The organism is Amycolatopsis echigonensis, assembly GCF_002846615.1.
GTDB classification, from domain to species: Bacteria; Actinomycetota; Actinomycetes; order Mycobacteriales; family Pseudonocardiaceae; genus Amycolatopsis; species Amycolatopsis echigonensis.
In genome coordinates, this window is record NZ_PJMY01000003.1 from 5,868,242 (window position 1) to 5,893,773 (window position 25,532).

The 25,532-nt window shown below is 71.0% G+C and carries 23 protein-coding genes; 17 read left to right on the forward strand and 6 right to left on the reverse strand.

The annotated features are described in order from the left end of the window. The first annotated feature begins 144 nt into the window (after window positions 1-144). The 5 genes from ATK30_RS32905 (at window position 145) to ATK30_RS32925 (ending at window position 3,885) form a co-directional block, all read left to right on the forward strand. Window positions 145-1,296, forward strand: a complete 1,152-nt coding sequence (locus ATK30_RS32905; protein WP_101438690.1) for a cation:proton antiporter — start codon at window positions 145-147, stop codon at window positions 1,294-1,296. Next, a complete protein-coding gene (locus ATK30_RS32910; RefSeq protein ID WP_101438691.1) occupies window positions 1,293-1,670 on the forward strand; it encodes a hypothetical protein in 378 nt (125 codons plus the stop codon). Before ATK30_RS32905 ends, ATK30_RS32910 begins: the two co-directional genes overlap by 4 nt. Before the next feature lie 101 nt (window positions 1,671-1,771). Further along, entirely contained in the window at window positions 1,772-2,728 is a 957-nt protein-coding gene (locus ATK30_RS32915; protein WP_101438692.1) for a hypothetical protein, read from the forward strand. A 143-nt stretch (window positions 2,729-2,871) separates the two neighbouring features. After that, complete coding sequence (locus ATK30_RS32920; protein ID WP_101441189.1) at window positions 2,872-3,465, forward strand: GNAT family N-acetyltransferase; 594 nt, start codon at window positions 2,872-2,874, stop codon at window positions 3,463-3,465. 48 nt (window positions 3,466-3,513) lie between these two features. Then, window positions 3,514-3,885 (forward strand): VOC family protein, encoded by a 372-nt coding sequence (locus ATK30_RS32925; RefSeq protein WP_101438693.1) that lies wholly within the window; start codon window positions 3,514-3,516, stop codon window positions 3,883-3,885. A gap of 453 nt (window positions 3,886-4,338) precedes the next feature. Here the strand turns inward: ATK30_RS32925 and ATK30_RS32935 are convergent, their stop codons facing one another. The 4 genes from ATK30_RS32935 to ATK30_RS32950 form a co-directional block, all read right to left on the reverse strand. Beyond that, window positions 4,339-5,271: an acyl-ACP desaturase gene (locus tag ATK30_RS32935; RefSeq protein WP_101438694.1), complete on the reverse strand. Its 933-nt coding sequence runs from the start codon at window positions 5,269-5,271 to the stop codon at window positions 4,339-4,341. A gap of 381 nt (window positions 5,272-5,652) precedes the next feature. Beyond that, a complete protein-coding gene (aroQ, locus tag ATK30_RS32940; RefSeq protein ID WP_101438695.1) occupies window positions 5,653-6,162 on the reverse strand; it encodes a type II 3-dehydroquinate dehydratase in 510 nt (169 codons plus the stop codon). Between the two features lie 46 nt (window positions 6,163-6,208). Next, the gene (locus tag ATK30_RS32945; RefSeq protein ID WP_101438696.1) at window positions 6,209-7,573 is read right to left on the reverse strand and encodes an MFS transporter; all 1,365 of its coding nucleotides are present in this window, start codon (window positions 7,571-7,573) and stop codon (window positions 6,209-6,211) included. Window positions 7,574-7,702: 129 nt separating this feature from the next. Then, entirely contained in the window at window positions 7,703-8,299 is a 597-nt protein-coding gene (locus ATK30_RS32950; RefSeq protein ID WP_376772211.1) for a TetR/AcrR family transcriptional regulator, read from the reverse strand. 192 nt (window positions 8,300-8,491) lie between these two features. Between ATK30_RS32950 and ATK30_RS32955 the strand changes: the two genes are divergently transcribed. Both ATK30_RS32955 and ATK30_RS32960 read left to right on the forward strand, forming a co-directional pair. Continuing rightward, window positions 8,492-9,406, forward strand: a complete 915-nt coding sequence (locus tag ATK30_RS32955; protein WP_101438698.1) for a shikimate dehydrogenase — start codon at window positions 8,492-8,494, stop codon at window positions 9,404-9,406. Beyond that, window positions 9,396-11,207: a sugar phosphate isomerase/epimerase and 4-hydroxyphenylpyruvate domain-containing protein gene (locus ATK30_RS32960; protein WP_101441190.1), complete on the forward strand. Its 1,812-nt coding sequence runs from the start codon at window positions 9,396-9,398 to the stop codon at window positions 11,205-11,207. Before ATK30_RS32955 ends, ATK30_RS32960 begins: the two co-directional genes overlap by 11 nt. A 77-nt stretch (window positions 11,208-11,284) precedes the next feature. On the opposite strand, the gene ATK30_RS32965 is transcribed toward ATK30_RS32960, so the two are convergent. Both ATK30_RS32965 and ATK30_RS32970 read right to left on the reverse strand, forming a co-directional pair. Continuing rightward, window positions 11,285-11,953: a response regulator gene (locus ATK30_RS32965; protein ID WP_101438699.1), complete on the reverse strand. Its 669-nt coding sequence runs from the start codon at window positions 11,951-11,953 to the stop codon at window positions 11,285-11,287. Window positions 11,954-11,957: 4 nt separating this feature from the next. Continuing rightward, on the reverse strand, window positions 11,958-12,584 hold the full coding sequence (locus ATK30_RS32970; RefSeq protein WP_143271454.1) for a sensor histidine kinase: 627 nt from the start codon (window positions 12,582-12,584) through the stop codon (window positions 11,958-11,960). A 208-nt stretch (window positions 12,585-12,792) separates the two neighbouring features. On the opposite strand from ATK30_RS32970, the gene ATK30_RS32975 reads away from it, so the two are divergent. From ATK30_RS32975 to ATK30_RS33025, 10 genes are all read left to right on the forward strand, one after another. Beyond that, window positions 12,793-13,533 (forward strand): polysaccharide deacetylase family protein, encoded by a 741-nt coding sequence (locus ATK30_RS32975; RefSeq protein ID WP_101438701.1) that lies wholly within the window; start codon window positions 12,793-12,795, stop codon window positions 13,531-13,533. Window positions 13,534-13,537: 4 nt separating this feature from the next. After that, on the forward strand, window positions 13,538-14,659 hold the full coding sequence (locus ATK30_RS32980; protein ID WP_158242536.1) for a glycosyltransferase: 1,122 nt from the start codon (window positions 13,538-13,540) through the stop codon (window positions 14,657-14,659). 31 nt (window positions 14,660-14,690) lie between these two features. Beyond that, the gene (locus tag ATK30_RS32985; protein ID WP_208637465.1) at window positions 14,691-15,977 is read left to right on the forward strand and encodes a carboxylate--amine ligase; all 1,287 of its coding nucleotides are present in this window, start codon (window positions 14,691-14,693) and stop codon (window positions 15,975-15,977) included. Next, window positions 15,974-17,161, forward strand: a complete 1,188-nt coding sequence (locus ATK30_RS32990; RefSeq protein WP_101438703.1) for an FAD-dependent oxidoreductase — start codon at window positions 15,974-15,976, stop codon at window positions 17,159-17,161. Before ATK30_RS32985 ends, ATK30_RS32990 begins: the two co-directional genes overlap by 4 nt. Beyond that, on the forward strand, window positions 17,158-18,531 hold the full coding sequence (locus ATK30_RS32995; protein WP_101438704.1) for a sugar transferase: 1,374 nt from the start codon (window positions 17,158-17,160) through the stop codon (window positions 18,529-18,531). The genes ATK30_RS32990 and ATK30_RS32995 overlap by 4 nt, the downstream gene beginning before the upstream one ends. Continuing rightward, window positions 18,528-19,691, forward strand: coding sequence for a glycosyltransferase (locus tag ATK30_RS33000; RefSeq protein ID WP_101438705.1), 1,164 nt, complete (start codon window positions 18,528-18,530; stop codon window positions 19,689-19,691). Before ATK30_RS32995 ends, ATK30_RS33000 begins: the two co-directional genes overlap by 4 nt. Continuing rightward, window positions 19,675-20,475 carry a response regulator transcription factor gene (locus tag ATK30_RS33005; protein WP_244194800.1) on the forward strand — a complete coding sequence of 267 codons (801 nt, stop codon included), beginning with the start codon at window positions 19,675-19,677 and terminating at the stop codon, window positions 20,473-20,475. Before ATK30_RS33000 ends, ATK30_RS33005 begins: the two co-directional genes overlap by 17 nt. 106 nt (window positions 20,476-20,581) lie before the next feature. Further along, window positions 20,582-22,627 (forward strand): hypothetical protein, encoded by a 2,046-nt coding sequence (locus ATK30_RS33010; protein WP_101438706.1) that lies wholly within the window; start codon window positions 20,582-20,584, stop codon window positions 22,625-22,627. 14 nt (window positions 22,628-22,641) lie between these two features. Beyond that, window positions 22,642-24,084 carry a GT4 family glycosyltransferase PelF gene (pelF, locus tag ATK30_RS45150; RefSeq protein WP_158242537.1) on the forward strand — a complete coding sequence of 481 codons (1,443 nt, stop codon included), beginning with the start codon at window positions 22,642-22,644 and terminating at the stop codon, window positions 24,082-24,084. Next, window positions 24,081-25,520, forward strand: a complete 1,440-nt coding sequence (locus ATK30_RS33025) for a hypothetical protein (RefSeq protein WP_101438708.1) — start codon at window positions 24,081-24,083, stop codon at window positions 25,518-25,520. Before pelF ends, ATK30_RS33025 begins: the two co-directional genes overlap by 4 nt. Window positions 25,521-25,532: the final 12 nt, after the last annotated feature.

Below are 25,532 nucleotides of genomic sequence, written 5' to 3' on the forward strand. Positions count from 1 at the left end.
GAACTAAGCTCCCTCCGGACGTTCGCGGTGCCGGGCCGGACGAGCGCCGGATTTCCGGATGCCGCAGCCGCGCCGCAACCAGGTGACGGGAGTGGTCCGGAAAGCCGGGCCGGGCGACAATACCCGGCGGGAGGAGGCGTGCCGATGACTCTGTTCGCGATGGCCGTCGTCCTTCTCGCCGGTCTGGCCGGGCCGCTGCTGGCCACCCCGGAACGCGCCCGGATCCCGATCGTCGTCGGGGAAATCCTGCTCGGCGTCGTCGTCGGCCGGACCGGGTTCGGCTGGGTGAAGGCCGACGATCCGATCCTCTCCTACGTCGCCTCCGCCGGGTTCGCGCTGGTGATGCTGGTCGCGGGCAGCCACGTGCCGTTGCGGGACCCGGCGTTGCGCGTCGCGGCCGGGCGAGGGGCGTTGCTGGCCGCGCTCGTGGGCGTGTTGTCCGTGCCCGCCGGATTCGGGGTGGCGGCGCTCATCGGCACCGGGCACGGGCTGCTTTACGCCGTCCTCCTCGCGTCCAGTTCCGCAGCGCTGGTGATGCCGGTGCTGAACGAGACGAAACTCGGCACGCCGCCCGCGCTGGCCTTGATCGTGCAGGTCGCGATCGCGGACACGGCGTGCATCGTGGCGTTGCCGCTGGCGGCGGCGCCGGAGCGGGCCGGGCGGGCGGCCCTGGGCGCGCTGGCGGTGGTCGCGGCCGGTGCGGCGTGGTTCGCGATCTTGCGGTGGCTGCATTCCCGCGGCCTCGTCGACAAAGCGCACGACCTCAGCAAGTCCCGGCATTTCGGCCTCGAACTCCGGGTCGCGCTGATTGTCCTTTTCGGACTCGCCGGGCTGGCTCAGCTCGTCGGGGTGTCGGTGATGCTGGCGGGATTCGTCGCGGGGCTCGCGCTGGCCGCGGTGGGGGAGCCGCGCCGGCTCGCGCGGCAGTTGTTCGCGGTGACCGACGGCTTTCTCGGACCGGTGTTTTTCGTGTGGCTGGGCGCTTCGCTCGACGTGCGCGCGCTCGGCCAGCATCCGGTGATGCTCCTGCTGGCGGCGTTGATCGCGGCCGGGTCGATCGTGGTCCACGGCGCGACGCGGCTGCTGGGACAGCCGTTGCCGCTGGCCGTGCTCGCGGGTGCGCAACTGGGGGTGCCGGTCGCGGCGGTCACGATCGGCACGCGCGAACGATTGCTCGCCCCGGGCGAGGGCGGGGCGATCCTCGCCGCGGCGCTGATCAGCGTCGGCGTCACCGCGTGGGCCGCGTCCCGCGCTGCCAAGGCTGCCCAAGAGGTCGAATCGAGGGAGGCGTCATGAAAGAACACTGGAAAGACGAACCGGACGAGCACGATTATCCGGCAGCATTCGACTATCTCACCCTCGTCGCGCCCGAGGAAGCCGCGACCGGCCTGGTCGATCAGCTGAAAGAAGCGAAGCTGACGCACCGCAAAGCGAAGGACATCCTGCGCGCCAGCAGGCTGAAGCTGCTGCCCGAGGACAACGTGCACGTCGCGAAGGATCTCGAGAAGGTCAAGGACGGCAAAGCGCTCTCGCCGGTGCTGCTCGTCCGCGGGCACGGCCACCCCGGTTTCGAGACGGCCGACGACCTCGTCATCGCGGACGGTTACCACCGCGTGTGCGCTTCGTATCACCTCGACGAAAATGCCGACATTCCGTGCAAATTGATTTGAGGACCGCCTGGATTCCGAATTGATTGCGAAGGTCCGCCGCTCGTAACGCCCGCCCGTGGCTGTCGATCTTTGGGTGCGGGATCGACGAGACAGGCGGGCGAGTGGACGAGCACAACATCGAGAATCACCCGGATCTGATGGATCCGGATTGGCGGCGGCACGCCGAGAAGGAAGCCTGGACCGGCCTGCGCCGCCAGCGTCGCCGGGCGCGCAGGCGCAGGTGGCTGACCATCTCCGCCGCGGTCGTGATCGTCGTGGCCGCGGCGGGGTTTTACCTGTGGAAGCAGGGGACGCGTCCGGAGGAGATCGCCGGGAACACCCCCTCCGTGCCCGCGGCGACCACCACCGCGCCCGCGCCGACCGACCTCCCCGACTCCGCGCCCGTCGACCTGACCCGGCCGTTCGAGAAGACCCCGGCGCAGAACTGGCCCGAGGGCATCGCCGGCCTGACGATCCCGGCCCCGGCGAAGGTCGGCTCGTTCTCCGCGAAGCAGGTCGGGGACGCGCAGGAGCAGGTGAAGCACGCGGTCGAGGTCGCGCAGTTCGACAAGGACGTCCTGGAAGGACATCACCCGGACGGGTACATCGGGCTCTTCGCGCCGGACCAGCGGGCGGACCTCCAAGCCCATGTCCGGCACTACGCGATCTACCTGGCCGAGGGCTACCACCTCCTGCCCGTGCAGCCGAGAATGACCGGGAAGATGACCGTTCGCCCCGGCGAAACCGGCGAACTGATGGTGCACGTCTCGTACGTGGTGGCCTATGCCTTCGATCCCGGCAGCCGCGTCGTCGAAGGGCCCGCTGACCTGGATCCCTTCGTCCGGGTCGACACCGACTACATCGTGCGCAGCGGCTCGGGCTGGGCACCGGGCGACCGCGGACTGTGGACGGGTGCCGGAGGCTCGTTCTTCACCAGTGTCGCGTGCCGCACGGCCGAGTCCGAAGACCTGGCGCCCGCGTTCAGCGACCCGAACTACGACGCTCCCTCGGTCAGCCGGGAGCCGGGCGAGTTCGACCCGGACAAACCGTTGCCCACGAAGGGAAACTGCAAAGAGTGACGGGATCCGGCTCCGATCGGGGATTCTCCTGAACGCGGTCCGGACGCGGCCCGGTACCATCACTCCCGATGATCACGAATGTGTCTCGGCGGGCCGGGTCCGGCGCCGTCGCCCCGTGGCGGGTCGACGAGGTCGGACGGAAGGTGCGGCTGCGCGAGGTCCGCCCCGGCGACCAGCGCACCCTCGCCGGATTCGACCGGGACTCGGTCCGGGCTCGGGACCCGCAGGTCGGCGGTTACCGGCACTGGGCGACGCATCGCGGGCACGCCTCCCCGGACGGCTTCCACTTCGCGATCGAGACGCTGCACAACCGGACGCTCGTCGGGTCGGTCTGGGTCGAAACGGACCCGTTCGCCGGCCGGTTCAGCTACGGCATCGGGATCGGCCCGCAGCACCGCCGCTGCGGGTACGCCGCCGACGCCGTCGCGCTGCTCCTGGCGTTCATGTTCGAGCGGTGCCGGTACCGGGCGTGCGAGGTGAGCGTCAACGGCAGCAATTTCGCCTCGTTGTCGCTGCACGGCGAGCTGGGTTTTCGCGAGGAGGCCCGGCTCCGCGACGCCGAGTTGCGGCGCGGGGAGATCAAGTACCCCGTCCTGATGAGCATCACGGCGGAACAGTTCGCCGAACGTCATCTGGCGCTGACGGCTCGGGGCTCCGGCCGGTCGTCGCGCGGGCGGCACTGGCGAGTCCAACGCCCCGGACGGCACCGCCGCATCGCCTACTCCACCGGCGGCTAGCTCCCGTTTCTCCAAGCTTCCGCGAACCCGCTCTGCGACGCTGACCGGGTGATCAAGCGCATCATCGCCTACTCCGAAGGCCCCGACGACGCCGCGACCCGCGACTTCTACGTCCGCGTCCTCGGACTCGACGTCGCCATGGACGATCCGGTTCTCGGCCTCCGCAGCGGCGACAACCCGGCCGCCCAGGTGCTCGTCCTTCCGCCCGGAGGCACCGATCCCGTTCCGCGCTGGGGCATCGACCTCGGCGAACCGGCTGCAGTCGAGCGAGCCCACGCCGAAGCGGTCCGGCGCGGGCTGCGCGTCGTGTATCCGCTCACCGACGAACCGTGGGGCGTGCGGCGGTTCTTCGTCGAGGACCCGGGCGGCACCGTCGTCAACGTGCTCGCCCACGTGCCGGGTAGTTCGCGTGCTGAGTAGAAGATCGTTTTCCCTTGCGCTCCAAGTGATCCAGTGGCTGAGCCAACGCCGGTGTCGGCACCCGCCGGGGCAACGCCGAGGCAGAGGCGCCCAGCCGTCAGCCCTCGGCAGTGCCGTCTTCACCAGGACCTTCGAGCCCGCTCCACAGAAACGGATGCCTGCGCCCAGCTGATTCGTCGCGCGCGACGAACTCGGCCAACAGTGCGTCCAAACGCGACTGCAGCTCAGCTGCGGCCTTGTCGCCGAATCGGACCACACCGCGGCAGGTTTGCTGGATTGCCGCTGGGTCGGCCCGCTGGGCACGATGATGGCCGCCGTCTTCCCGCCGGGGACCGCGGCGACCAGACTCTCGATCAGCTACCACATCACGGCGTCGGTGCCCGGCTGGTTCACGCCAATGGTGGTGATTTGGGCTGACTCAGGCGACTGAGCGGCCCGTCGTCAGCGGTGACCTCAGCCTTTCGCGGCATCGCGGCGTGCGGCGGCGGCGTCGCGGCGTTCTTCGAAGCGAGATGCTTGCGTGCCAAGGGAAACGAGGAAGGCCGCCAGCTCGTCTCGTGCGGTTTCGCCCACCGGGCCGAGGCCGGTCAGGTCGAACACCTTCCAGTAGCGCAGCAGCGGGAGGATGACGTCGTCGTGGTGGATGCGCAGGTCGTAGATGCCGGCCTTGGCGATCAGCGCCGCTTTCCGGGCGAAGCTCGGGATCACCGCGCCCGGCATCGCGAAGTTCAGGACCTCGTCGGCGATCGCGCGCAGGGTCGCGTCGGGAGAGATCTCCAGCGCGGCCTTGACCAGGTTGCGGTAGAAGACCATGTGGAGGTTCTCGTCCGTGGACACCCTGGCCAGCAGGCGTTCGGCGAGCGGGTCCTGGGTGTAGCGGCCGGTGTTGCGGTGCGAGAGCCGGGTGGCCAGCTCCTGGAACGAGACGTACGCGCAGACGCGCAGCAGCGGCTTGTCGCCGGTCGCGTAGCCGGCCTGCATGGTCGCCATCCGCATGCGTTCCAGCTCGACCGGGTCGACGGCGCGGGTCACCAGGAGGTAGTCGCGGATGCAGATGCCGTGCCTGCCCTCTTCGGCCGTCCACCGGTGCACCCAGGTGCCCCAGGCCCCGTCGCGGCCGAACGCGCGCTCGATTTCGCGGTGGTAGCTCGGCAGGTTGTCCTCGGTGAGCAGGTTGACCTCGAGCGCCGTCCGCGCGACCGGGCTGACCCGGGACTGCTCGGGGTCCCACGCCTCCCCGCCGAGATCGGCGAAGTCGCGCCCCTGGCTCCAGGGGACGTACTCGTGCGGCATCCACTCCTGCGCGGCGGCGAGGTGCCGGTTGAGATTCTCCTCGACCGTCCCTTCCAGTTCGTGCAACAAGCGCGTGCTTTCGGAAAGCGGCATGAGGACGACCTTTCGTACCTACGCGACCGTAACTTACGGTGCCGTAAGTACGGTCAACGGCCGCGAGGCCCGCCGGGTTCCCGCGGCGGCGGTCCGGGTGATGCCGCTCACGGCTCCCGGGTGCGTACGGACCGACGGCCTGCGCGGATAGGCTTGCCCGGTGTCAGGGACCGTGGCCCGGAGGCCAGCGTGGTTGCCTTGCTGGTCTGCCTGGCGCCCATCGTGGTGCTGCTCCGGCGAGCCGTCCGCACCGGCCAGCCAGGTCCGGCCCCGCCAGCGGGTTCGCCGGACCTCCGCTTGACCCCTCGGCCGTGGTCCTGCGACTGAACGGCCTCGCAGAGCTCGGAGCCGCCGGTCTGGAATCGGGTGCCCAGGACGGCGTTATCCAGCAGCGCCTGCAGGTTCGCCGGGCCTTGCGTGCGGTGGCGGCCTCGTCGAGCGGACGTCCCGGCGTTCGAGAGCTTGGTGCAAGACCTCGACTCCGTAGGCGTAGCCGTGAATGCCCGCACCGGCAATCACTGCTTCGGCGAGGTCGGAAACGTAGGAGTGGTGCCGAAACGGCTCGCGTCGGTGGATGTTGGTGAGGTGCACTTCGGCGACGAGCAGTTCGGACGCAAGGAGCGCGTCGCGGAGGGCGACGGAGGTGTGGGTGAGCGCGCCGGGGTTGAGCACGACGCCGTCGGTGGCGCCTCGGGCTTCGTGAAGACGGTCGATCAGCGCTCCTTCCCAGTTGCTCTGCAGAAAATCGGTTTCGTAGCCGAGTTCCTTGGCGCGGGCCGCGGCGAGTTGTTCGGCGTCGGCCAGCGTGTGCGTGCCGTAGAGGTCGGGCTCGCGGGTGCCGAGGAGATTCAGGTTGGGGCCGTTGAGGATCAGCAGCCGGTGGTGTCGCATGTGGACTCCTGGGCGGGCGGCGGTTCGGCCGCCCGCCCGCGGGGCGTCAAGCGGTGACGGTGCGCTCGTCATTGGCGGGGCGGGAGACCGGGCGGCCCAGGTCGGCCAGCGGTGTGCGGTAGGTCTCGCGCATGGTCAGCACGGCGAGCGCGGAGACCACGCAGGCGGCGGTGGTCAGCGCGGCGACGGGCATCCAGTTCGCCAGCTTGGGCCCGGCCAGCGCGGCGGCGACCGACGGCGCGAACCCGCCGAGCGCGAAGCCGAACTGCGTGCCGACCGCGACGCCGGACATCCGGACCCGGGTGCCGAACTGCTCGGTCCACAGTGCGTAGCCGACGCCGCCGTAGGCGCTGTACACGATGCCGGACAACAGGATTCCGACGACGAAGACGAGGGCCAGGTTGTTCTGGCTGACCGCCCAGATGAACGGCCAGATCAGCACGGCCACGCCGAGGGAGCCGAAGAGGAACACGGGTTTGCGGCCGAACCGGTCGCCTGCCTTGCCGAACAGCGGGATGGCCACGAGCGCGACGATGTTCCCGGTCATGATCATCCACAGCAGCGCGGTGCGGGACATGCCGATGGTGGAGGCCCCGTAGGTCAGCGAGTAGATGGTGACGATGGTGCTGGACACCGACACCAGTGCGCTGAACACGATCTTGAGCACGTCCGGCGTGTGGTGGCGCAGCAGCACGGCGAGCGGAGCCCGGGGCGTGGCGCGTTCGTGCTTCGCGGTCTCGAACTCCGGGCTTTCGTGCAGGGACCGCCGGATCCACCAGCCGGCCACCGTCACCGCGGCGCTGAGCAGGAACGGGATCCGCCAGCCCCAGGACAGCAGTTCCTCGCTCGGCATCGCCGAGATCGGCAGGAACACCGCGGTGGCCAGGATCAGCCCGAACTGCGTGCCGGCGAGGGTGAAGCTGGTGAAGTACGCGCGTTTGCCCGGCGGGGCGTGTTCGAGGGTCGTCGAACCGGCGCTCGACTGTTCTCCGGCGACGACGAGACCCTGCACCAGCCGCAGCACCAGCAGCAGAATCGGTGCGGCGAATCCGATCGTGCTGTATCCGGGCAGGACGCCGATGAGGAAGGTCGCGAGGCCCATCCCGGACAGGGTCAGCAGCAGCACTCGTTTCCGGCCGATCGTGTCGCCGAGGTGCCCGAAGAGGAACGAGCCGACCGGGCGCGCCACGTAGGCGACGCCGAAGGTGGCGAGCGAGGCGACGGTCGCGGCGGCCGCGTTGCCGTGCGGGAAGAACACTTTCGGGAAGATCAGCGCCGCGGCCGTCCCGTAGATGAAGAAGTCGTAGTACTCGAGAGCGCTGCCGATCCACGAGGACACGGCGGCTTTGCGCGGGGTGCGGCGAGGGGAGTCCGGCGTGGCCGGATCCGGGCGCAGGACGGCGTCGTCCACGTCTGCCTCCTTGGCGGCCGCGCGCGGCGGCCGGGGTTCGTCCACTCGGAATGTACCGACTGGTTATGTACCGGATGGTGAGTTAGCGAACCCCGTGGTGTCAAGACCCGGCGAGGGATCCGGTGGGTCTCAGGCCCGGCCGACGTGCGCGGTGAGGTACTCCAGGACCAGGTCGCCGAGCATCCGGCGGTAGTGCGCGCGCCGCGCGGGATCCAGCAGGTCGCGGTCGAAGATGGCCTGGAAGGTGTGCTGGTTGGCGGTCCGGAACACGCAGAACGCGCTGATCACCATGTGCACGTCGAGCGCGTCGACGTCCTCGCGGAACAGTCCCGCCGCGCGGCCGCGGTCGAGGATGCCGCCGAGCACGTCGACGGCGGGCGCGGCGAGCCCGGGCAGGATCGGCGAGGTGCGCAGGTGCTCGGCGTGGTGGATGTTCTCGATGCCGACGAGCCGGATGAACGCGGGATGCGATTCGTGGTGGTCGAAGGTCAGTTCGGCGAGCGCGCGCATGGCGCGGGCCGGGTCGAGGTGGTCGACGTCCAGCTGCTGCTCCAGGGCGCGGATCCCCTGGTAGGCGTGCTCGAGGACGGCTACGTAGAGGCGTTCCTTGCTCCCGAAGTAGTAGTAGATCATCCGCTTGGTGGTGCGGGTGCGGGCGGCGATCTCGTCGACGCGCGCGCCGTCGTACCCGCGGTCGGCGAACTCCTCGGTGGCGATGTCGAGGATCTCCGCCCGGGTGCGTTCGGCGTCGCGCTGCCTTTCCGCGGGCTCGGCGGACCCGTTCGCCTCGGCGCGGACCGGGCCGTCCTGCGCTGCTGTGCTCACGCCGCCGAGGATATCCGCCCGCCGGCTTCCCTTCCGCGCTCCGACACGGTACAAGTAACTAACTGGTACATACATCGGAGGCGAGGGAGTTCCATGCCGCAGGACCGCACCACCCGGCCGGCTTCCGGCCCCGGCCGGCTGCTGACCGGCCTCATCGGGGCGGGGATCGGGCCCTCCCTTTCGCCCGCGCTGCACGAGCGCGAGGCCCGCGAACTCGGGCTCGACTGCGCCTACGCCCGGTTCGACCTCGACGAACTCGGCGTGGCGCCGGAGGCCGTCGGCGACCTGCTCGCCCGCGTCGCGGCGGAAGGCCTGGCCGGGGTCAACGTCACCCATCCCGCCAAGCAGGCCGTCCTGCGGCATCTCGACGAGCTTTCCCCGGACGCCGCCGCGATCGGCGCGGTGAACACCGTGGTCTTCTCCGGCGGCCGGGCGATCGGGCACAACACCGACTGGTCCGGCTTCCGGGACGGTTTCGTCGCCGGGCTGCCCGGCGCGCCGCTGGACCGGGTCGTGCTGCTCGGCGCGGGCGGTGCCGGGGCGGCCGCGGCGCACGCGCTGCTGAGCCTCGGCGCCGGTTCGCTCACGGTGCTCGACGTCGACGCCGGCCGGGCGGCGCGCCTCGCGGACGACCTCGCGGCGCGATTCGGCTCGGGCCGGGCGATCGGCTCGCCGGCCAGCGCGCTGGAGCGAACGCTGGCCGCCGCCGACGGGCTCGTGCACGCGACCCCGGTCGGCATGGCCGAGCACCCGGGCCTGCCGCTGCCGGTCTCGGTGCTTCGCCCGGAGCTGTGGGTGGCCGAGATCGTTTACCGGCCACTGGAAACGGCGTTGCTGCGGGCGGCACGCGCGCGCGGCTGCCGGACGCTCGACGGCGGGCGGATGGCGGTGCACCAGGCGGCGGAGGCGCTGCGGTTGTTCAGCGGACGGGAACCCGATCCGGCCAGGATGCTGCGGCATCTCGCCGAGCTGGTCGGCGGCGAAGGAGGTGCCGGCCGTGTCGCGTGATTTCCGGACCGCCATCGCCACCGTGTGCCTTTCCGGTGCGCTGGAGGACAAACTCGCCGCCGCGGCGTCCGCCGGGTTCGACGGGGTCGAGATTTTCGAACCCGACCTCGTGGCGTCTCCGCTGCCGCCGGGCGAAGTGCGGCTGCGCTGCGCCGATCTTGGCCTGTCGGTCGACCTGTACCAGCCGTTCCGCGACTTGGATTCGACCGTGCCGGACCGGTTCGCGGCGAACCTGCGGCGGGCGGAGCGCAAGTTCGACGTGATGGAGGAGCTCGGCGCGGACACCGTGCTGGTGTGCTCGTCGGTCGCCGACGACGCGGTCGAGGACCTCGATGTGCTGGCCGAGCAGCTGCGCGAGCTGGCCGAACGCGCCGGCGCGCGCGGGCTGCGGATCGCGTACGAGGCGCTGGCCTGGGGCAGGCACGTGAACACCTACGACCGCTCGTGGGAGGCCGTCCGCCGGGCGGACCACCCCGCCCTGGGACTGTGCCTGGACAGTTTCCACATCCTCTCGCGCGGTTCGGATCCCGCGGGCATCGCCGGAATTCCCGGCGAGAAACTGTTCTTCCTCCAGCTCGCCGACGCGCCGCACCTGTCGATGGACGTGCTGCAATGGAGCCGCCATCACCGGTTGTTCCCGGGACAGGGCGCGTTCGACCTGCCTGGTTTCCTAGCCCCGGTTCTGGCTGCCGGGTACTCCGGCCCGCTGTCGCTGGAGGTCTTCAACGATGTGTTCCGGCAGGCAGACCCGGCGCGGGCAGCCGTGGACGCGCACCGTTCGCTGCTCGCACTGGCCGAGGCGACCCTGCCGGCGGCCGCGGGCCCGCCGGCGCCCGCGGTGCGCGGGCACGCGTTCGTCGAGCTGTCCGCGGACGACAGTCTGAGCCCTGTCCTGGCCGCGCTCGGCTTCGCGCGCACCGGACAGCATCGGACGAAGCCGGTCGAGCGGTGGGAACAGGGCAGCGCCCGGATTCTCGTGAACCGGTCCGGCTCCCCGGCCGCGGTCGGCGCATTGGCCGTCGAATCCGCCGATCCGTCCGGAGCCGCGCACCGTGCGACCTGGCTCGACGCCACACGGCTGCCGCGGGAACGGGGTCCGGCGGAGGCGGACCTGGCCGCGGTGACCGCGCCCGACGGGACCGCGTTGTTCTTCTGCCGCACCGGGTCCGAAGAGGACTGGACCGGCGACTTCGTCCCGACCGGCGAGACAGCCCCGGGCATCGGCGTGACCGCGATCGACCACGTAGGACTGGCGCAGCCGTTCGACCACTTCGACGAGGCGGTGTTGTTCTACCGCAGCGTGCTCGGACTGGAACCGGCCGCCGACGGCGAATTCGCCGCGCCGTTCGGCCTCGTGCGCAGCCGGGCCGTCGCGGACGCCGACCGTCGCGTCCGGCTCGCGCTGACCGTGTCGCTGCTGCGGCGCGGCGAGTGGGCGCCCGGGGTGTCCGAACCGCAGTACGTGGCCTTGGCGGTGGACGATGTCGTCGCCGCCGCCCGCGCCGCCCGTGCTGCCGGCGCACCCTTGCTGGCGATCCCGGACAACTACTACGCCGATCTGGCCGCTCGGCTGGACCTGCCCGCCGAGCGGATCGCCGAGTACCGCGAACTCGGAGTGCTGCACGAGGAAAACCCGGACGGCGCGTACTTGCAGGTGTGCACGGAGGTACTCGGCGGCCGGGTATTCCTCGCGCTGGTCCAGCGGCTGGGGGAGTACGACGGGTACGGCTGGACGGACGCCCCGGTCCGGATGGCCGCCCATCGGCGCCGGCGGCTGGCGCGGGAGCATGCGCACGCTTGATGATCGCCGCTGTCTCATCGCGCAATGGTGCAGAGGGATGACCTAGGCGCCATCCGGACCGATGCCTGCGCTCGCCGTCAGTGCGGGCCTTCGTGGCTCCCGTGCCGGGCGGGCAGATCCACGCCGTCCACGAGGCCGTGGCGGACCGCCAGCGAAGCCGCTTGCAGGCGCGAGTGGACGCCCAGTTTCGTCAGCACCGCTTGGACATGCGTCCGCACCGTCGTCGCCGACACGCCCAGCCGCCAGGACATCGCGGTGGTGTCCAGGCCCTCTGCCAGCAATGCCAAGCACTGCCGCTCCCGGGTCGTCAGGAACGACGCCAGCCGCACGGCGTCCATGTCTCCTCGGGATCTCGGGCTCGCGGCAGGCAATTCCACGACGATGTCGCCCGCGTAAGCGCGGCGGATGGCGGTGACCAAGGCGGGCAGGCCCAGTGTCTTGTGGACGAATCCGGCTGCCCCGGCGGCCATCGCCAGGACCATTCCGGTCGGATCTCGGTCCGCGGTCAGGATGATGACCTTCGTGTTCCGGTCGGCGCTGCGGACGTCGGCGACCGCGCGGGTTCCTTCGCCGTCGGAGAAGTGGCGGTCCAGCAGGCAAAGATCCGGGTTCAGGTCCGCCACCGCGTCGATCGTGGCGGAGAGGGTGAGCTTGATGGCGAGCACGGTGAAGCCCTGCTGGCCGAGCGCGGTGCCGAGGGCGTCCGCGAACAGCTGGTGGTCGTCGCCGATGACCAGGCTCGCCATCGGGTCAGTCCGCCGGCGTCGCGAACACGAGCCGGACGCAAGTGCCGTGCGGCGTGCGGTCTTCGAACCGCACCTGAGCGCCTCCGGCACCGGCTTGTTCGGACACGATCCGCAGCCCCCGCGCAGCCCAGCCCTGTGGTCCGCGGCCGAACCCGGGGCCGTTGTCGGCGATCGCGACGGTCACCGGCGGACCCGGTTCGGCGGACAGTTCGACCTCTCCGCCCGGGCCCGCCGCTCGCGCCGCGTTGCCGACCAGGTTCGTGATCACACGCCACAGCGACAGTTCGTCGGTCACGAGCAGCACCGGTTCGTCGGCACGCACTTTCACCGCCGCGCCGCCGGTTTGCGTCGCGATCTGCGCCGCGCACTCGAGCAAGGCGACCACGTCCACCGGCTTCGGTGCGCACTCCGCTGCCGACGCCTGCCGGACCAAGGCCAGCAAGCGGGCGGTCTCGTCCGAAATCACCGCGATCCGGCGGTGCGCCCCGGCGGACAGGCGCTCGGAATTCAGCACCGATTCGGTCAAACAGGACAAAGCGAACAAGCCGTGTCCTAAATCGTGCAGCACATCACCGGAGAAGAGTCCCGGGGCAGGCCCGGTATCGGTGTGCCGCAAAAGTTCCGATGACATTGTGCACCTCGCCCCGACGGCCATTCGTAACGCCCTTTAATCGTGCGCCGCGCGAGGAAGGTTACGGCCCTCCTCGACGTGATCTCCGGAAACGGGGCGAGCCGCAATCGTCCTCGTTGCCGATCCGCCGGGATTTCCGGCCGCGTTACCGTCCGATGGTTCTCCGGCTGCGCGGCGTCGCCGGGCCGGATCCGAACCGGGAGGGCCGATGGGCGATCCGCCGGACGAAATGCCGCTCGTGTTCATGTATCACTCGATCGCGAGCTACACCGAAGATCCTTACCTCATCACGGTTCGTCCCGAACGTTTCGAAGCGCAGATGCATTGGCTGTGGCGCCATGGCCGGCGCGGCGTCTCGATGCGGACGCTGCTGGACCGCCGTCGCCGGGGCGAGGGCGGCGACCTCGTCGGCCTGACCTTCGACGACGGGTACCTCGATTTCTTCGACCACGTTCCGCGGGTGCTCGCGCGGTACGGCTTCACCGCGACGGTATTCGCGATCGCCGGCCGCCTCGGCGGCACCAACGAATGGGACGGCGACGGTCCGCGCAAGCGCCTGATGGACGCGAGAAATCTTCGGGAATTGGTCGCCATGGGGATCGAGATCGGTTCGCACGGGATGCGGCATGTCCACGTTCCCGCGCTCCCGCCGGACGGAGTCGAAGACGAACTGCTGCACAGCCGGGAGCTGCTCGAATCCGTGATCGACACGCCGGTGACGGGTTTTTGCTATCCCTATGGCGACGTCGACGGAAAAACGATCACGTCCGTTCGGGAAGCCCGATACGATTATGCCTGCGCGGTTTCGCACAGCGCGTGGGATTCGCGGTTCGCAATTCCGCGAGTCTATGTCGGCGACCGCGACACCGGCCTCCGGCTGCGCGCGAAGCGGCTGCGCCACCGCATCCGGACCGGGGACAGCCGGCTCGAACCCGCGGTCAGGGACTGACCCGGTGCTCTCGGTTCTGCACGTCGTCCAGCCCGCGGACGGCGGCGCGGCGGCTTACGTGGCGGCAGCTGCCGCGGACCAGCGGGCGCGCGGCTGGCGGGTCGCCGTCGCCGGCCCCTCTGCGCTGCGGGAAACGCTTGCGCGCCAAGACATCCTGCTGCTTCCTTGGCAAGCCGGCCGGACCCCGGGAGCCGCCACCGCGGCCGAGGTGCGGCGGGTGCGCCACCTGGTTCGGGCGTTCCGACCCGATCTGCTGCACCTCCACTCGGCGAAGGCCGGTCTGGCCGGGCGGCTGGCGGTGCGGGGTGCCGTGCCGACTTTGTTCCAGCCGCACGGCTGGTCCTGGTTGGCCGCCGCCGGCGGATCTGCCCGCGCGGCACGGGTTTGGGAGCGCTACGGGGTTCGGTGGACGGCGGCGACCGTCTGCGTCGGAACCGGCGAGGCGCGAGCCGGTCGGCGGGAGGGCGTCGGAGGGACGTTCACCGTCATTCGCAACGGAGTGGACCTCGCCCGGTTCCGCCCCGGCGCGATGACGAGAACGGCCGCGCGGCACGCGGTGGGGATCGCCCCGGACGTGCCCGTCGCGGTATGCGTCGGGCGACTGACCCGGCAAAAGGGCCAGGACCGTCTCGTCGCGAGCTGGCCGCGGATCCGGGCCGCATTCCCCGCGGCGCACCTGGTCCTGGTCGGCCCCGGCGAAGCGCCGTCGGCCGCCGGCGTCCGTTCCGTCGGCCGCGTCGACGACCCTCGGCCCTGGTACCGCGCGGCCGACGTCGTCGTTCAGCCCTCTCGCTGGGAAGGTCTCCCGCTGACGGTCCTGGAAGCCATGGCGTGCGGGAGATCTGTGGTCGCCACCGACGTCGAAGGACTGGCCGAGGCGATCGGCCCGGACACCGGGGCCGCGGTTCCGATGGCCGCACTCGCAGGCGAAATCCTCCGGCGGTTCGCGGACCCGGCGCGAGCGGAGCGGGAAGGACAGGCCGGCGCCCGCCGCGCGGGGCGGCTCTTCGATCTGCGGGAGACGCTGGCGCGGTTGGCCGAGGCGAGTGTCCAGTACGCGAAACCGTCCCCTGTGCGTAGGGAACCTCGTCCGGTTGCGCGAGGTTCGATCGATCCCGGCATGTGACCGTCTTCCGAGTCTGCCCCAGGAGTAGCCGATGCGCCGCCAGCCGAATTCGCCGCCCGACGTGGACCGCGCCACGCCCGCGCTCGTGCTGAAGCTCGACGCCAACGTGTTCCACCACGGCGGCCTCGGCGTGATCCGGTCGCTGGGCCGGCTCGGCGTCCCGGTCTACGCGGTGCAAGAGGAACGGTTCACGCCGGCCGGTGCTTCGCGTTATCTCAGCGGCGGATGGCGGTGGCGGCCCGGGACCGAGGACGCCGCACGGGTGCTGGCCGGTCTCTTGCGGATCAGCGAACGGATCGGCAAGCGCGCCGTCCTGTTGCCGACCGACGACGCCGGCGCGCTGTTCGTCGCCGAGTACCAGGCGAAGCTGCGCGAAGCCTTCCTGTTCCCCGAACCGGATCCGGGGCTCCCGGCGCTGCTCGCCGACAAGTACTCGCTGCACGAGATCTGCCTGCGGCTCGGCGTGCCCACGCCGGCGACCGCGCTCGCCCGCTCGTGGGACGAAGCGGAGGCCTTCTGCGCGGCGCACGGCTTTCCGGTGATCGCGAAACTGGTCCGCCCGTGGCGGCCGTCCGGCGCCGGTCGGACGCGGAGCACGAATCTGGTGCGCACGCGCGAGGAACTGCGGGGACTGATGGAGCGCGCCGAGCTGATGCTCCAGGAGTACCTGCCCGGCGGCGCGGAGGCTGACTGGTTCTTCCACGGCTACTGCGACGAGCATTCGGTGTGCCGTCCGGCGTTCACCGGCCGCAAGCACCGGTCTTATCCGGCGGGGGCCGGGCTGACCGCGTTCGGCACCGCCGAGCCGAACGCCGAACTGAGCGACGCCGTCCAGACGATGCTCGAGCGGCTGTCCTACCGCGGGATCATGGACCTCGACCTCCGGCGCGACCCGCGCGACGGCCGGTACCAGCTGCTGGACTTCAACCCCCGGCTCGGCGCCCAGTTCCGGTTGTTCGTCGACGACGCCGGGGTAGACGTCGCGGTCGCCGCCCACCTGCACCTCACCGGCCGCGAGATCCCGGTCGGAAACCCGGTCCGGCGCGGGTTCCTCGTGGAGAACTACGACCCGTTCGCCGCGCTGGGCTCCTGGCGCCGCGGCCAGCTGCGGCCGGGCGACTGGCTGAGGTCCCTGCGCGAAGTCGACGAACTCGCCTGGTTCGCCCGCGACGACCTGGCGCCCTTCGGCCTGATGTGTGCCCGCCTGGCCTGGCGGATCCTGCGCCGTCCGTTCCCGGCCGCGCACCGGCCGGACGAACCGACCCCGAGACACCGCCGCGGCCGTGCCGCGGCGCAGCACCGGAAGGGGAACCGATGATCAGCCAACCCGAAGTCGTCGTAATCGGAGCGGGTCCGTACGGCCTGTCGATCGCCGCCCACTTGCGCGGCAAGGGCGTGCGGTTCCGGCACTTCGGGACGCCGATGCATCTGTGGCGCGATGCGATGCCGGAGGGGATGTTCCTGAAGTCCCAAGGCTTCGCGTCGAATCTGTCCGATCCGGCCGGCACGCACACGCTCGCCGCGTTCTGCCGCGAGACCGGAAGGGAGTACGGCGACTACGGCGTCCCGGTTCCCCTCGACACGTTCGTCGCCTACGGCGACTGGTTCCGGGCCGCGCAGGCCGCCGGCCTCGAAGACCGGACGGTCGAGCGGATCACCGGCACCGGCGGCGGATACGAGCTCAAGGTCGACGACGGCGAGGTCGTCCGGACCCGGCACGTCGTGTGCGCGCCCGGTGTCCAGCACTTCGCGCACCTGCCGGCGGAATTCGCCCGGCTGCCCGAGCAGGTCTGCTCGCACAGCTCGGCGCACCGCGACCTCGGCCGGTTCCGCGGCAAGGACGTGATCGTGGTCGGGGCCGGTCAATCGGCGCTGGAAACCGCGACCCTGCTGCACGAACGCGGCGCCAGCGTCCGGCTCGTGGCGCGGGCCTCGAAGGTGGCGTGGAACGGCCCGCCGCTGCCGCCGGACCGCCCGCTCCTGCGCAAGCTGCGCGAACCCGAGGCGGGGCTCGGTTCCGGGTGGTCCACGTGGTTCTACTCGACGCGGCCGCGCGTGTACCGCTCGCTGCCGCCGCGGGTGCGGATCCGCCGGGCTCGTACCGCGCTCGGCCCCGCCGGAGCGTCGTGGCTGCGCACGCGCGCCGAGGGAGAGTTCCCGACCCTGCTCGGACGGTCGATCGTCGGCGGCGAGCCGGTCGCCGGCGGGGCCCGCCTGCGCCTGCGCGCCGCCGACGGCACGACCGAACAGCTCGAGACCGAACACGTCATCGCCGCTACCGGGTACCGTCCCGCCGTCGCGCACCTTTCGTTCCTCGACGATGCGCTGCAAGTGAAGCTGCGGCGGATCGGGGGAGCGCCGTGGGTCGACGGCGGGTTCCGGTCCAGCCTCCCCGGGCTGTGGTTCGCCGGACCGGTCGTCGCCAGTTCCTTCGGTCCGGTCATGCGCTTCGTTTACGGCGCGGACTACGCGGCCCGGACGGTCGCGAAGCAGTTCGGATGACGACCGAGGCGCCCGTTGCGCGCATCAGCCCGGACCGGCCCGGCATCGCGGAAATCCCGCGGCGCACCCGGCTCCGGACTTCGTTCGCGCGCACGGCCGCGCTGCCCGCGTGCGACGCGGGGGCCCTGTTCGCCGTGCTCGCGGCGACCGGCGGCCCGTGGTGGCCGAAGGTCGCTTACGCCGGCGCGGTGCTGGCGATCCTGCGTCTCGCCGGAACGCAGCGGCAGCGGATCTGCCTGCGCGTGTCCGACGAGCTGCCCTGGCTCGCCTTTGCCGTCGCGGTTCCGGCCGTGCCCTTCCGACTGGACTGGGGCACTGCGCTGATGGCCGGCACCGCGCTCGCCTTGGGGCGGTTCGCCTGCTTCGCGGCGGTGCGAGCGGCGCGACGGCACCGGTGGGTGGCCGAGTCGGCGCTGCTCGTCGGCACCGGCGCTCTCGGTGTCGAAACCGGGCGGATCCTGGCCGCTCATCCCGAATACGGGCTGTGCCCGCTGGGGTTCGCCGACCGGCTTCCGCCCGGGCCGGAGTCGGAGCTCCCGCTGCTCGGCACGCTCGCCGACCTGCCCGGGCTCTGCGCGCGGCACCGGGTGCGGCAGGTGATCGTCTGCTTCCCGGCCGCGACCGACGCCGACCTGGCCGAGCTTTTCCGCACGAACCGGACCAGGCGCACGCGGGTGTCGGTCGTGCCGCGCCTGTACGAACTGGGCACCCGGATTCCCGCCCGGCACCGCGACGAGATCCATGCGATCCCGCTGCTCCCGCTCGCCTCGCCGCGCACCGGAAGGCTCGGCAGGAGGCTGTTCGACGTGGTCGCCGGTGGCGTCCTCTTCCTCGCGACGGCCCCGGTGCTCGCGGTGTTGATGCTCGCGTTGCTGGTGCGCCACGGCCGCCCCGTGCTGTTCCGGCAGGTCCGGCTCAGCCAGGACGGCCGCCCGGTCGCCGTCCTCAAGCTCCGCACCCTCGACGATCCTCGTCCGGACACCAGCTGGGCCGTGCGCGACGACAGCCGCGGCACCTTGCGCCACTGGCTGCGCGCGAGCCATTTCGACGAGTTGCCGCAGCTGTGGTGCGTGCTCCGCGGCAGCCTCTCGCTCGTGGGCCCGCGGCCGGAGCGGCCGTACTTCGCCGACCGGTTCGACCGGAGCGTTCCCGCGTACCGGCACCGCCACCGGGTGCCCGCCGGGGTGACCGGCTGGGCCCAGGTGCACGGACTCCACGGCGACACGTCGATCGCGCAGCGGGTCCGGTTCGACAACGCCTACATCGAACACCGCTCGCTCTGGACCGATCTGGTCATCCTCGTCCGCACCGCGGGCACCCCGTTCAGCGGTCTGCGCCGATCGCGCCGATCCGAAGGAGGAGAACCGTGAGAGTTCTGCACGTCATCACCGGGCTGGATGTGGGCGGCGCCGAACTGCAGGTCCGGATGCTGCTGCAGCACACCCGCAACGACGCGGAGGTGCTCGCGCTCTACAACCCGGCCAAGGTGGCCGCGATGATCCGCGAGGACGGCGGCCGGGTGCGGGACCTGCGGATGCGCCGCAACACCGAACTGTCCGCCGTGCTGCGGCTCGCGCGGCTGATAAGCACCGAGAAGATCGACGTCGTGCACGTCCACCTGTACCGGGCGTGCCTTTACGGCCGGGTCGCCGCGTGGCTCGCCCGCACGCCGGTAGTCGTCACCAGCGAGCACTCGATCGGCGAGACCCACATCGAGCGCCGCCGGATGACCGCGGGCGTGCGCGCGCTGTACCTCGCCACCGACCTGTTCTCCGACGCCACGATCGCGGTGTCGGAAACCGTGCGCGAGCGGCTCGTGAAATGGGGCGTGCGGGAACGCAAGATCGTCACGATTCCCAACGGGCTGGAGTTCGAGGGCCTGGTGTTCGACCCGGTGCGCCGGCGGGACGCCCGCAGCGGGTTCGGAATCGACCAGGACGCGTTCGTGCTCGGCGTGATGGGCAGGCTGGACGCCGCCAAGCGGATCGAGATCGCGATCGAGGCCGCCGCTCCGCTGCTCGGCGAGAAGTGCAAGATGCTGATCGTCGGCCAGGGCGCGGACCGGGAACGCCTGGAAGGGATCGCGGCCGTGGTCGGCGTCGCCGACCACGTGCTCTTCGCCGGCTACCAGGCCGACGGCCTCGCCATGCTGTCCGCGCTCGACCTTTACGTTTCCACCTCCGCGCAGGAGACGTTCGGCCTGTCGGTGCTGGAGGCGCTGGCGAACGGGATGCCGGCGCTGTTCACCGCCTGCCCCGCGCTCGACGGCATCGCCACCGAGCGGGCACGGCAGGTTCCCGGGGGAGTGGCCGACCTGCGGGCGGAGATCCGCAAGGAGATCGAAGCCGGGCCGCGCCCGCGCGAGACGGTGCCCGCGGTCGTCGACCGGTACGGCATGGCCTCGGTCGCGGCTCGCATCGACGACCTCTACGACGACCTCGCCGCCGCGCGGCGCAAGCGGTTCCGGCTGCGCCGCCGGCCCAGCGGTCCCGCGATCGGAGGAGACCGTGCTCATGTCCGTGCACGATGATTTCGGAGTGCGCGCCGCGCATCGTGACGAGATGACTCCCGTGCGGCTCTTCCTCGTCGACGACCACCAGATGCTGCGCGACGCGCTGGCCGCTCGGCTGTCGCTCGCGCCGGGGGTCTGCGTGGTCGGCGGGGCGGCCGTGCACGACCCGGCGCTGCTGGAACGGATGGGCGGGTCGCGCCCCGATGTCGCGACCGTCGAGATCGGGCACTGCGGCGGCGATCCCGGGGAACTGCTCGGCCGGCTGGCCGAGGAATTCCCGCACCTGTCCGTCGTGGTGCTGACCGATCGCACCGAAACCGACCTGGCGGTCGTCGCCGCCAAGGCGGGCGCGATCGCCTGGGTGCCGAAGAACAGCACGATCGAGCATCTCGTGTCGGTCCTGCACGCCGCGGGACTCGGGCAAGGCACCTATCCGGCGGTGCATCTGGGCGAGGTGCTGCGCGCGTTGCGCGACGACGTCCGCCGGGCCCGTGACCGCAGCGGCCCGCTGGACATGCTGAGCCAGCGGGAGCGCGAGGTGCTGGCCAGCATGGTCGACGGCAAGCGGCGCTCCGAGATCGCGCGGGAACTCTGCGTCTCGACCAACACGGTCCGGACCCACACGCACAAGATCCTCACCAAGCTCGGCGTCGGCAGCAGCCTCGAGGCGGTCCGGGTCGCGGTGTCCTCGGGAATGCGGCCCGCGGCGAACGCGCGACCGCGCGGTCACGGAAGGCAGTCGTGCGACGGATCGGCCGACGGGCAACCGGTTCGCGGTCGTAACGGCGCTCGTCCTGCTTGATGAGCCGCGTCGCGCCGGACGCGCCTAGCGTCGCACGGAAGACCGGTTCCCGCGGACCGCGAATGCCGTTCGGCCGACTTTCGACACAGTGGGAGAAGGAGTTGGCGTGAAGTATCTCAGGAAATGGCGCCCGGCTGCCGCTCTGGCGCTGGCGCTCGGATGCAGCTGCGGATTCGTCGTGGCGCCGGGGATCGCGGCCGCGGCGGGTCCGCCGCGGGTCGACTTGAACGTCCTCGTCGTCACCGACGGTTCGCCCTGGGTGGAGGGCCTCCGGCAGCAGATGGCGTCCGAAGGCGTCGCCACCACGGTGGTCGACCTCAACAACAGCTCCCGCCCGGTCATCACCAGCGGGTTCCTCGCCGACACTCTCTCCGACGGCACGCCGCACGCGAAGTTCGAAGGCGTTGTGCTGCCCAGCGATTCGCCGGCCGGGTTGTCCGCGGACGAGCGGACCGCGCTGACGAACTACGAAACCGGGTACGCGGTGCGCGAGGTGGACAGCTACGTCTACCCGACCGCGAACGTCGGCATGAACGCGCCGGCCTACGCCGGGTCGCTCGACGGCGTCAACGCCACGGTCACCGCTGCCGCGCGCGCGGACGCGTTCCGTTACCTCAAAGGAACTTTCGCCTTCGACGGCCAGCCCGGCGGCCCGCTGTCCTACGGCTATCTGGGACAGCCGCTCGCGAACACCGCGACGTCGTCCTTCACGTCGTTCCTGACCGCGCCGATCCCCGGCTCGGCCACCACCGGAACGCTCGCCGGCGTGTACACCACCGGCAACCGGCAGCAGCTGGAGATCAGCTTCGGCTACAACTACTACCAAGGCCAGTTCCGGTATCTGGCGCACGGCATCGTCGACTGGGTGACCAAGGGCGTCCACTTCGGATACTGGCGCAACTACTTCAGCGTCAACATCGACGACGTCTTCAACTACGACGCGATCTGGAGCGACGTCGGGAAGTGCACCCCCGGCGACGGGACCTGCCCGGCCGGCACGCCGGACACCACGCCAGCGCGGATGTCCGCGACCGACGCTTCGTACGCCGCCCAATGGGAGCAGCAGAACACCTTCACGCTCGACATGCTGTACAACGGCGGTGCCTCGGTGCAGTACCTCGCCGACAACGCCGCGCTGCTCGACCCGCTGCTGCTGCAGTTCCAGCTGCAGGGCGTCAACCAGTTCCGCTGGGTCAACCACACCTACACCCACCAATTCCTCGGCTGTCAGCAGGACTTCACGGTGATTCCGTGGCGGTGCGCGACCGATTCCAGCGGGAACATCCTCTGGGTGCCCTCGTCGACCATCAACAGCGAAATCAAGCAGAACATCCAGTGGGCCAAGCAGAACGGGATCCCGGTGCGCGGCGGCGAGCTGGTCGCCGGGGAGCACTCGGGCACGTTCATCCTGCCCCAGCAACCGGTCGACAACCCCAACTTCGACGCGGCGCTGGGCCCGGACGGGGTCAAGTGGCTCGGGCTGGACGCTTCCCGCGAAGCGAATCAGCGGGCCGTCGGCGCGGCGCTCGGCGTGCCGCGGCACCCGGTCAACGTGTTCTACAACGTCGCCACCAAGGCGCAGGAGGTCTCCGAGTACAACTGGATCTACACCTCCACCGCCAACGGCGGCAGCGGAATCTGCCAGAACAGCACGACCAGCACCTGCATCGCACCGCTCGACCCGAGCACCGGATGGGATTCCTACATCCTGCCGCAGTCGATCCAGATCGCACTGAGCACCGTGCTGCAGAACGACCCGCGGCCGTACTACATGCACCAGTCGAACCTGACCCAGGACCGCCTGGCGCTGCAGTTCACGAGCGGCCTGTTGTCGGCTTACCGCACTGTCTTCGCGACGAGCACGCCGGTCGTCAACGCGACGATGACCCAGGAAGGACAGGCGCTGCAGTCCCAGAGCCAGTGGACCGCGACGCAGAACGCCGGCACGGTGACCGGCTACGTCCAGGGCACGTCGGTCGTCGTCACCGGGCCGGCGGGCACGTCGGCGCCGCTCACCGCCCCGGCCCAGACCAAACAGGGCAGCCCGGCCTACGGCAACGCCTATGCCGGGGAACGGTCGGCGTACCCCACGCTCGGCTCCTCCCCGCTGGTGCTGACCCTGCCGTCCACCCCGTTCCCGACCTCGCCGTAAGACAGGAGCCGGCGATGAAGGTCGCGCTGATGACCGAAGGCACTTACCCGCACCAGTTCGGTGGGGTCAGTGTCTGGTGCGACCAGCTCGTCCGCGGCATGCCGGAGCACGACTTCCACGTGGTCGCGCTCGTCGCCACCGGCGCCGAGCAGCCCGCGTGGGAGCTCCCGGCGAACGTCGCGTCCGTCCTCAGCGTCCCGTTGTGGGGAAGCGGTCCGGCCGGGCGGAAGCCCGGCCGGACCGGTCGCCGGCGCTTCTCCGCCCTGCTGGCCGAGCTGGTCGACGTGCTGGCGGACAATTCGCCCGAGGCGCCCGCCCGGTTCGGCGAAATACTGCGGGCGTTCTTCGAATACGCGGAAAGCGAAAGCCTCACCGGCGCCTTCGCGACCGACGAAGCGTTCGAGCAGTTCACCCGGCTGTGGTGCGGGCAGTGGCCGGACACCGCACCGGTGCGGCCGAGCCTGCACGACGCCCTCACCGCGCTGCAACTGCTCGACCATTCGCTCCGTCCGCTCGCGCACCCGCCGGAGCCCGCCGACGTGGTGCACGCGGTCACCAACGGGCTCGGCGTGCTGCCCGCGCTGACCGTCAAGTGGCGCTACGGCATGCCGGTGATCGTCACCGAGCACGGCATCTATTTGCGGGAGCAGTACTTGCACGCCCGCAAGGGCCCGTACCGCTGGCCGGTCAAGGCCTTCTACCTGAGGTTCCTCCACCATCTCTGCGCGCTCGGCTACCGCGAAGCCGCGGTGATCACGCCCGGGAACGTCTACAACACGCGATGGGAACAGCGGCTCGGCGCCGCCGCCGAGTCGATCAAGACCGTCTACAACGGAGTGAACCCGGACGATTTCCCCGCCTTCGAAGAAGAACCCGAGGCTCCGACCGTTTCGTGGGTCGGGCGCATCGATCCGATCAAGGACCTCGAGACGCTGATCCGGGCCTTCGCGCTGGTGCGCGAGGAGATCCCGGCCGCGAAGCTGCGGCTGTTCGGTTCCCCGCCCGGCGGACGCGAAGGATACCTGCGGCAGTGCGAGGACCTCATCGTCGAACTCGGCATCGACGGCGCCGCCCGGTTCGAGGGACGGGTGGAGATCATCCGGGACGCCTACGAGGCGGGGCACGTGGTCGTGCTGTCGAGCCTGTCCGAAGGATTCCCGTACAGCGTGCTCGAGGCGATGACCTGCCGGCGGCCGTGCGTGGCGACGGACGTCGGCGGCGTCACCGAGGCGATCGCGGACACCGGGATCGTGGTGCCGCCGCGGAATCCGCGCGCCATGGCGGACGCGTGCGTGCGCTTGCTGCGCGACAGCGAACTCCGGCTGCGGCTCGGGTCCGCGGCCCGGGCGCGGGCGCTCGAGTTCTTCACCGTGGACCGGGCCGTGGAGACGTTCGACGAACTGTACGAGCGGCTCGGCTCCGGTCTTCCGCTGCGGTACGCGGAGGAATCGGCATGAGCGCGGGGACCCTGTCCGGGCTCCAGCAGGCCGTGCCGCCGCACGCCCTGCTGGAGGCACCGGGCCGCCGAGGGCAGCGGGACGGGGTCGGCGAGCTGTGCCAGGAATTCGCCGCGGTGTGCCGGTCGGCGGTCGACCCGCTGGAGATCGCCGCGGCGCTGGAGTTCGACGGGCTCAACGACCAGGCCGTCCGGGAGAAGTACGGCTACGCCGACGTGTTCGAACTGGCCGAGGAGATGCACCGGCGCGTCCCCGCCGACCCGGTCGAGCCGCCCGGCGCCGAGGATCCGTGGCGGCTGGGGCTGGGCCGCCCGGCGTTGCACGGGCTGATCTACAGCCTGCCCGCGATGTTCTTCCCCGCGGCCACTGGTCTCCTCCGCGGTCCCGGCTCGATCACCGTGCTGCTGGTGTCGATGCTGGTTTCGTGGCCGGTCAGCCAAGGACTGGCCTATCTCGGCTACGCGCGGCTCGGGCGGGGTGATGCCGCCGCGACGAAACTGACGCTGCGGTACGGATTTCTGGGCACCGTGGCGGTCGCCGCACTGGCGATGGCGGTCACCGGGCTGGTGGTCGACGCGCGACTGACCGCGCTGGCCTTCGGCTTCGGCCAGGGGCTGTACATGCTGAGCGCGACCGTGCTCATGGTGCTGGGGGCGGAGCGGCTGCTGCTGCTCGTCCTGACGCCGGGTTTCCTTGCCGGGGCAGTGTTCCTGCTGATGGGGCGTCCGAACGGGTTCGCCGTCCCGGTCGCGTGGGCGCTCGCGGTGACGCCGCTGTGCGGTCTCGCGATGTCGATGTGGGTCACGCGGGGCATCGGCAAAGGCGCGGGCAAGCCGTTCGCGTTCGCGGACCTGGTCGCCGCTCTGCCGAGCGCCTCGTTCGGGCTGGCCGCAGCCGCGCTCATCGCCTTCCCCGTGGTGCCGGGGTGGGGTGCCGGCCGGACCGGCATCAACACGGGCGCGCTGCTGGCCGCCCTTCCTCTCTCGCTCAGCATGGGAGCGGCCGAATGGACGCTGTTCTGGTTCCGGCGGCGAAGCTGGCGGCTGCTGCGCGCCACCGGAAAGCTGCGCGCGTTCGGCCGCCGGGCCCGGCTGATCCTGCTTGCCGCACTGGGGCAGTACCTGATCGCGACGGCCGTCCTCATCGCGGCCGTCTCCGCGATCGCGTGGGCGATCGGGCCGGCGCAGCCCGGCGGGAGCGCCTATCCGCAGATCGCCGCGTACCTGGCGCTCGGCGGCGCGATGTTCCTCGCGCTGCTCCTGCAGACCACCCGACTTCGGGTCGTTCCGCCGGCCGCCTGCGCGGTCGCGTTCGCGCTGGAGTTCGCGGGCCGGGACTTCGGGCTGCGCGCGCAATTGGCCGCCACAGTCGGGCTGCTCCTGTTCTTCGGCGCGTACGCCCTGGCTGTCCTGGGCAAGCCGTCGCGGCACACGTAGCGAAGCCATGCA

Excerpts from the sequence above, each read along its gene's own strand:
- ATK30_RS32975 (WP_101438701.1), top strand. The coding sequence starts at position 12,793 with ATGGGCGATCCGCCGGACGAAATGCCGCTCGTGTTCATGTATCACTCG.
- ATK30_RS32970 (WP_143271454.1), bottom strand. The coding sequence starts at position 12,584 with ATGTCATCGGAACTTTTGCGGCACACCGATACCGGGCCTGCCCCGGGA.
- ATK30_RS32935 (WP_101438694.1), bottom strand. The coding sequence starts at position 5,271 with ATGCCGCTTTCCGAAAGCACGCGCTTGTTGCACGAACTGGAAGGGACG.
- ATK30_RS32910 (WP_101438691.1), top strand. The coding sequence starts at position 1,293 with ATGAAAGAACACTGGAAAGACGAACCGGACGAGCACGATTATCCGGCA.
- pelF (WP_158242537.1), top strand. The coding sequence starts at position 22,642 with ATGAAGGTCGCGCTGATGACCGAAGGCACTTACCCGCACCAGTTCGGT.
- ATK30_RS32985 (WP_208637465.1), top strand. The coding sequence starts at position 14,691 with ATGCGCCGCCAGCCGAATTCGCCGCCCGACGTGGACCGCGCCACGCCC.
- ATK30_RS33025 (WP_101438708.1), top strand. The coding sequence starts at position 24,081 with ATGAGCGCGGGGACCCTGTCCGGGCTCCAGCAGGCCGTGCCGCCGCAC.
- ATK30_RS32965 (WP_101438699.1), bottom strand. The coding sequence starts at position 11,953 with ATGGCGAGCCTGGTCATCGGCGACGACCACCAGCTGTTCGCGGACGCC.
- ATK30_RS32905 (WP_101438690.1), top strand. The coding sequence starts at position 145 with ATGACTCTGTTCGCGATGGCCGTCGTCCTTCTCGCCGGTCTGGCCGGG.
- ATK30_RS32995 (WP_101438704.1), top strand. The coding sequence starts at position 17,158 with ATGACGACCGAGGCGCCCGTTGCGCGCATCAGCCCGGACCGGCCCGGC.
- ATK30_RS33005 (WP_244194800.1), top strand. The coding sequence starts at position 19,675 with ATGTCCGTGCACGATGATTTCGGAGTGCGCGCCGCGCATCGTGACGAG.
- ATK30_RS32955 (WP_101438698.1), top strand. The coding sequence starts at position 8,492 with ATGCCGCAGGACCGCACCACCCGGCCGGCTTCCGGCCCCGGCCGGCTG.
- aroQ (WP_101438695.1), bottom strand. The coding sequence starts at position 6,162 with ATGCGACACCACCGGCTGCTGATCCTCAACGGCCCCAACCTGAATCTC.
- ATK30_RS32990 (WP_101438703.1), top strand. The coding sequence starts at position 15,974 with ATGATCAGCCAACCCGAAGTCGTCGTAATCGGAGCGGGTCCGTACGGC.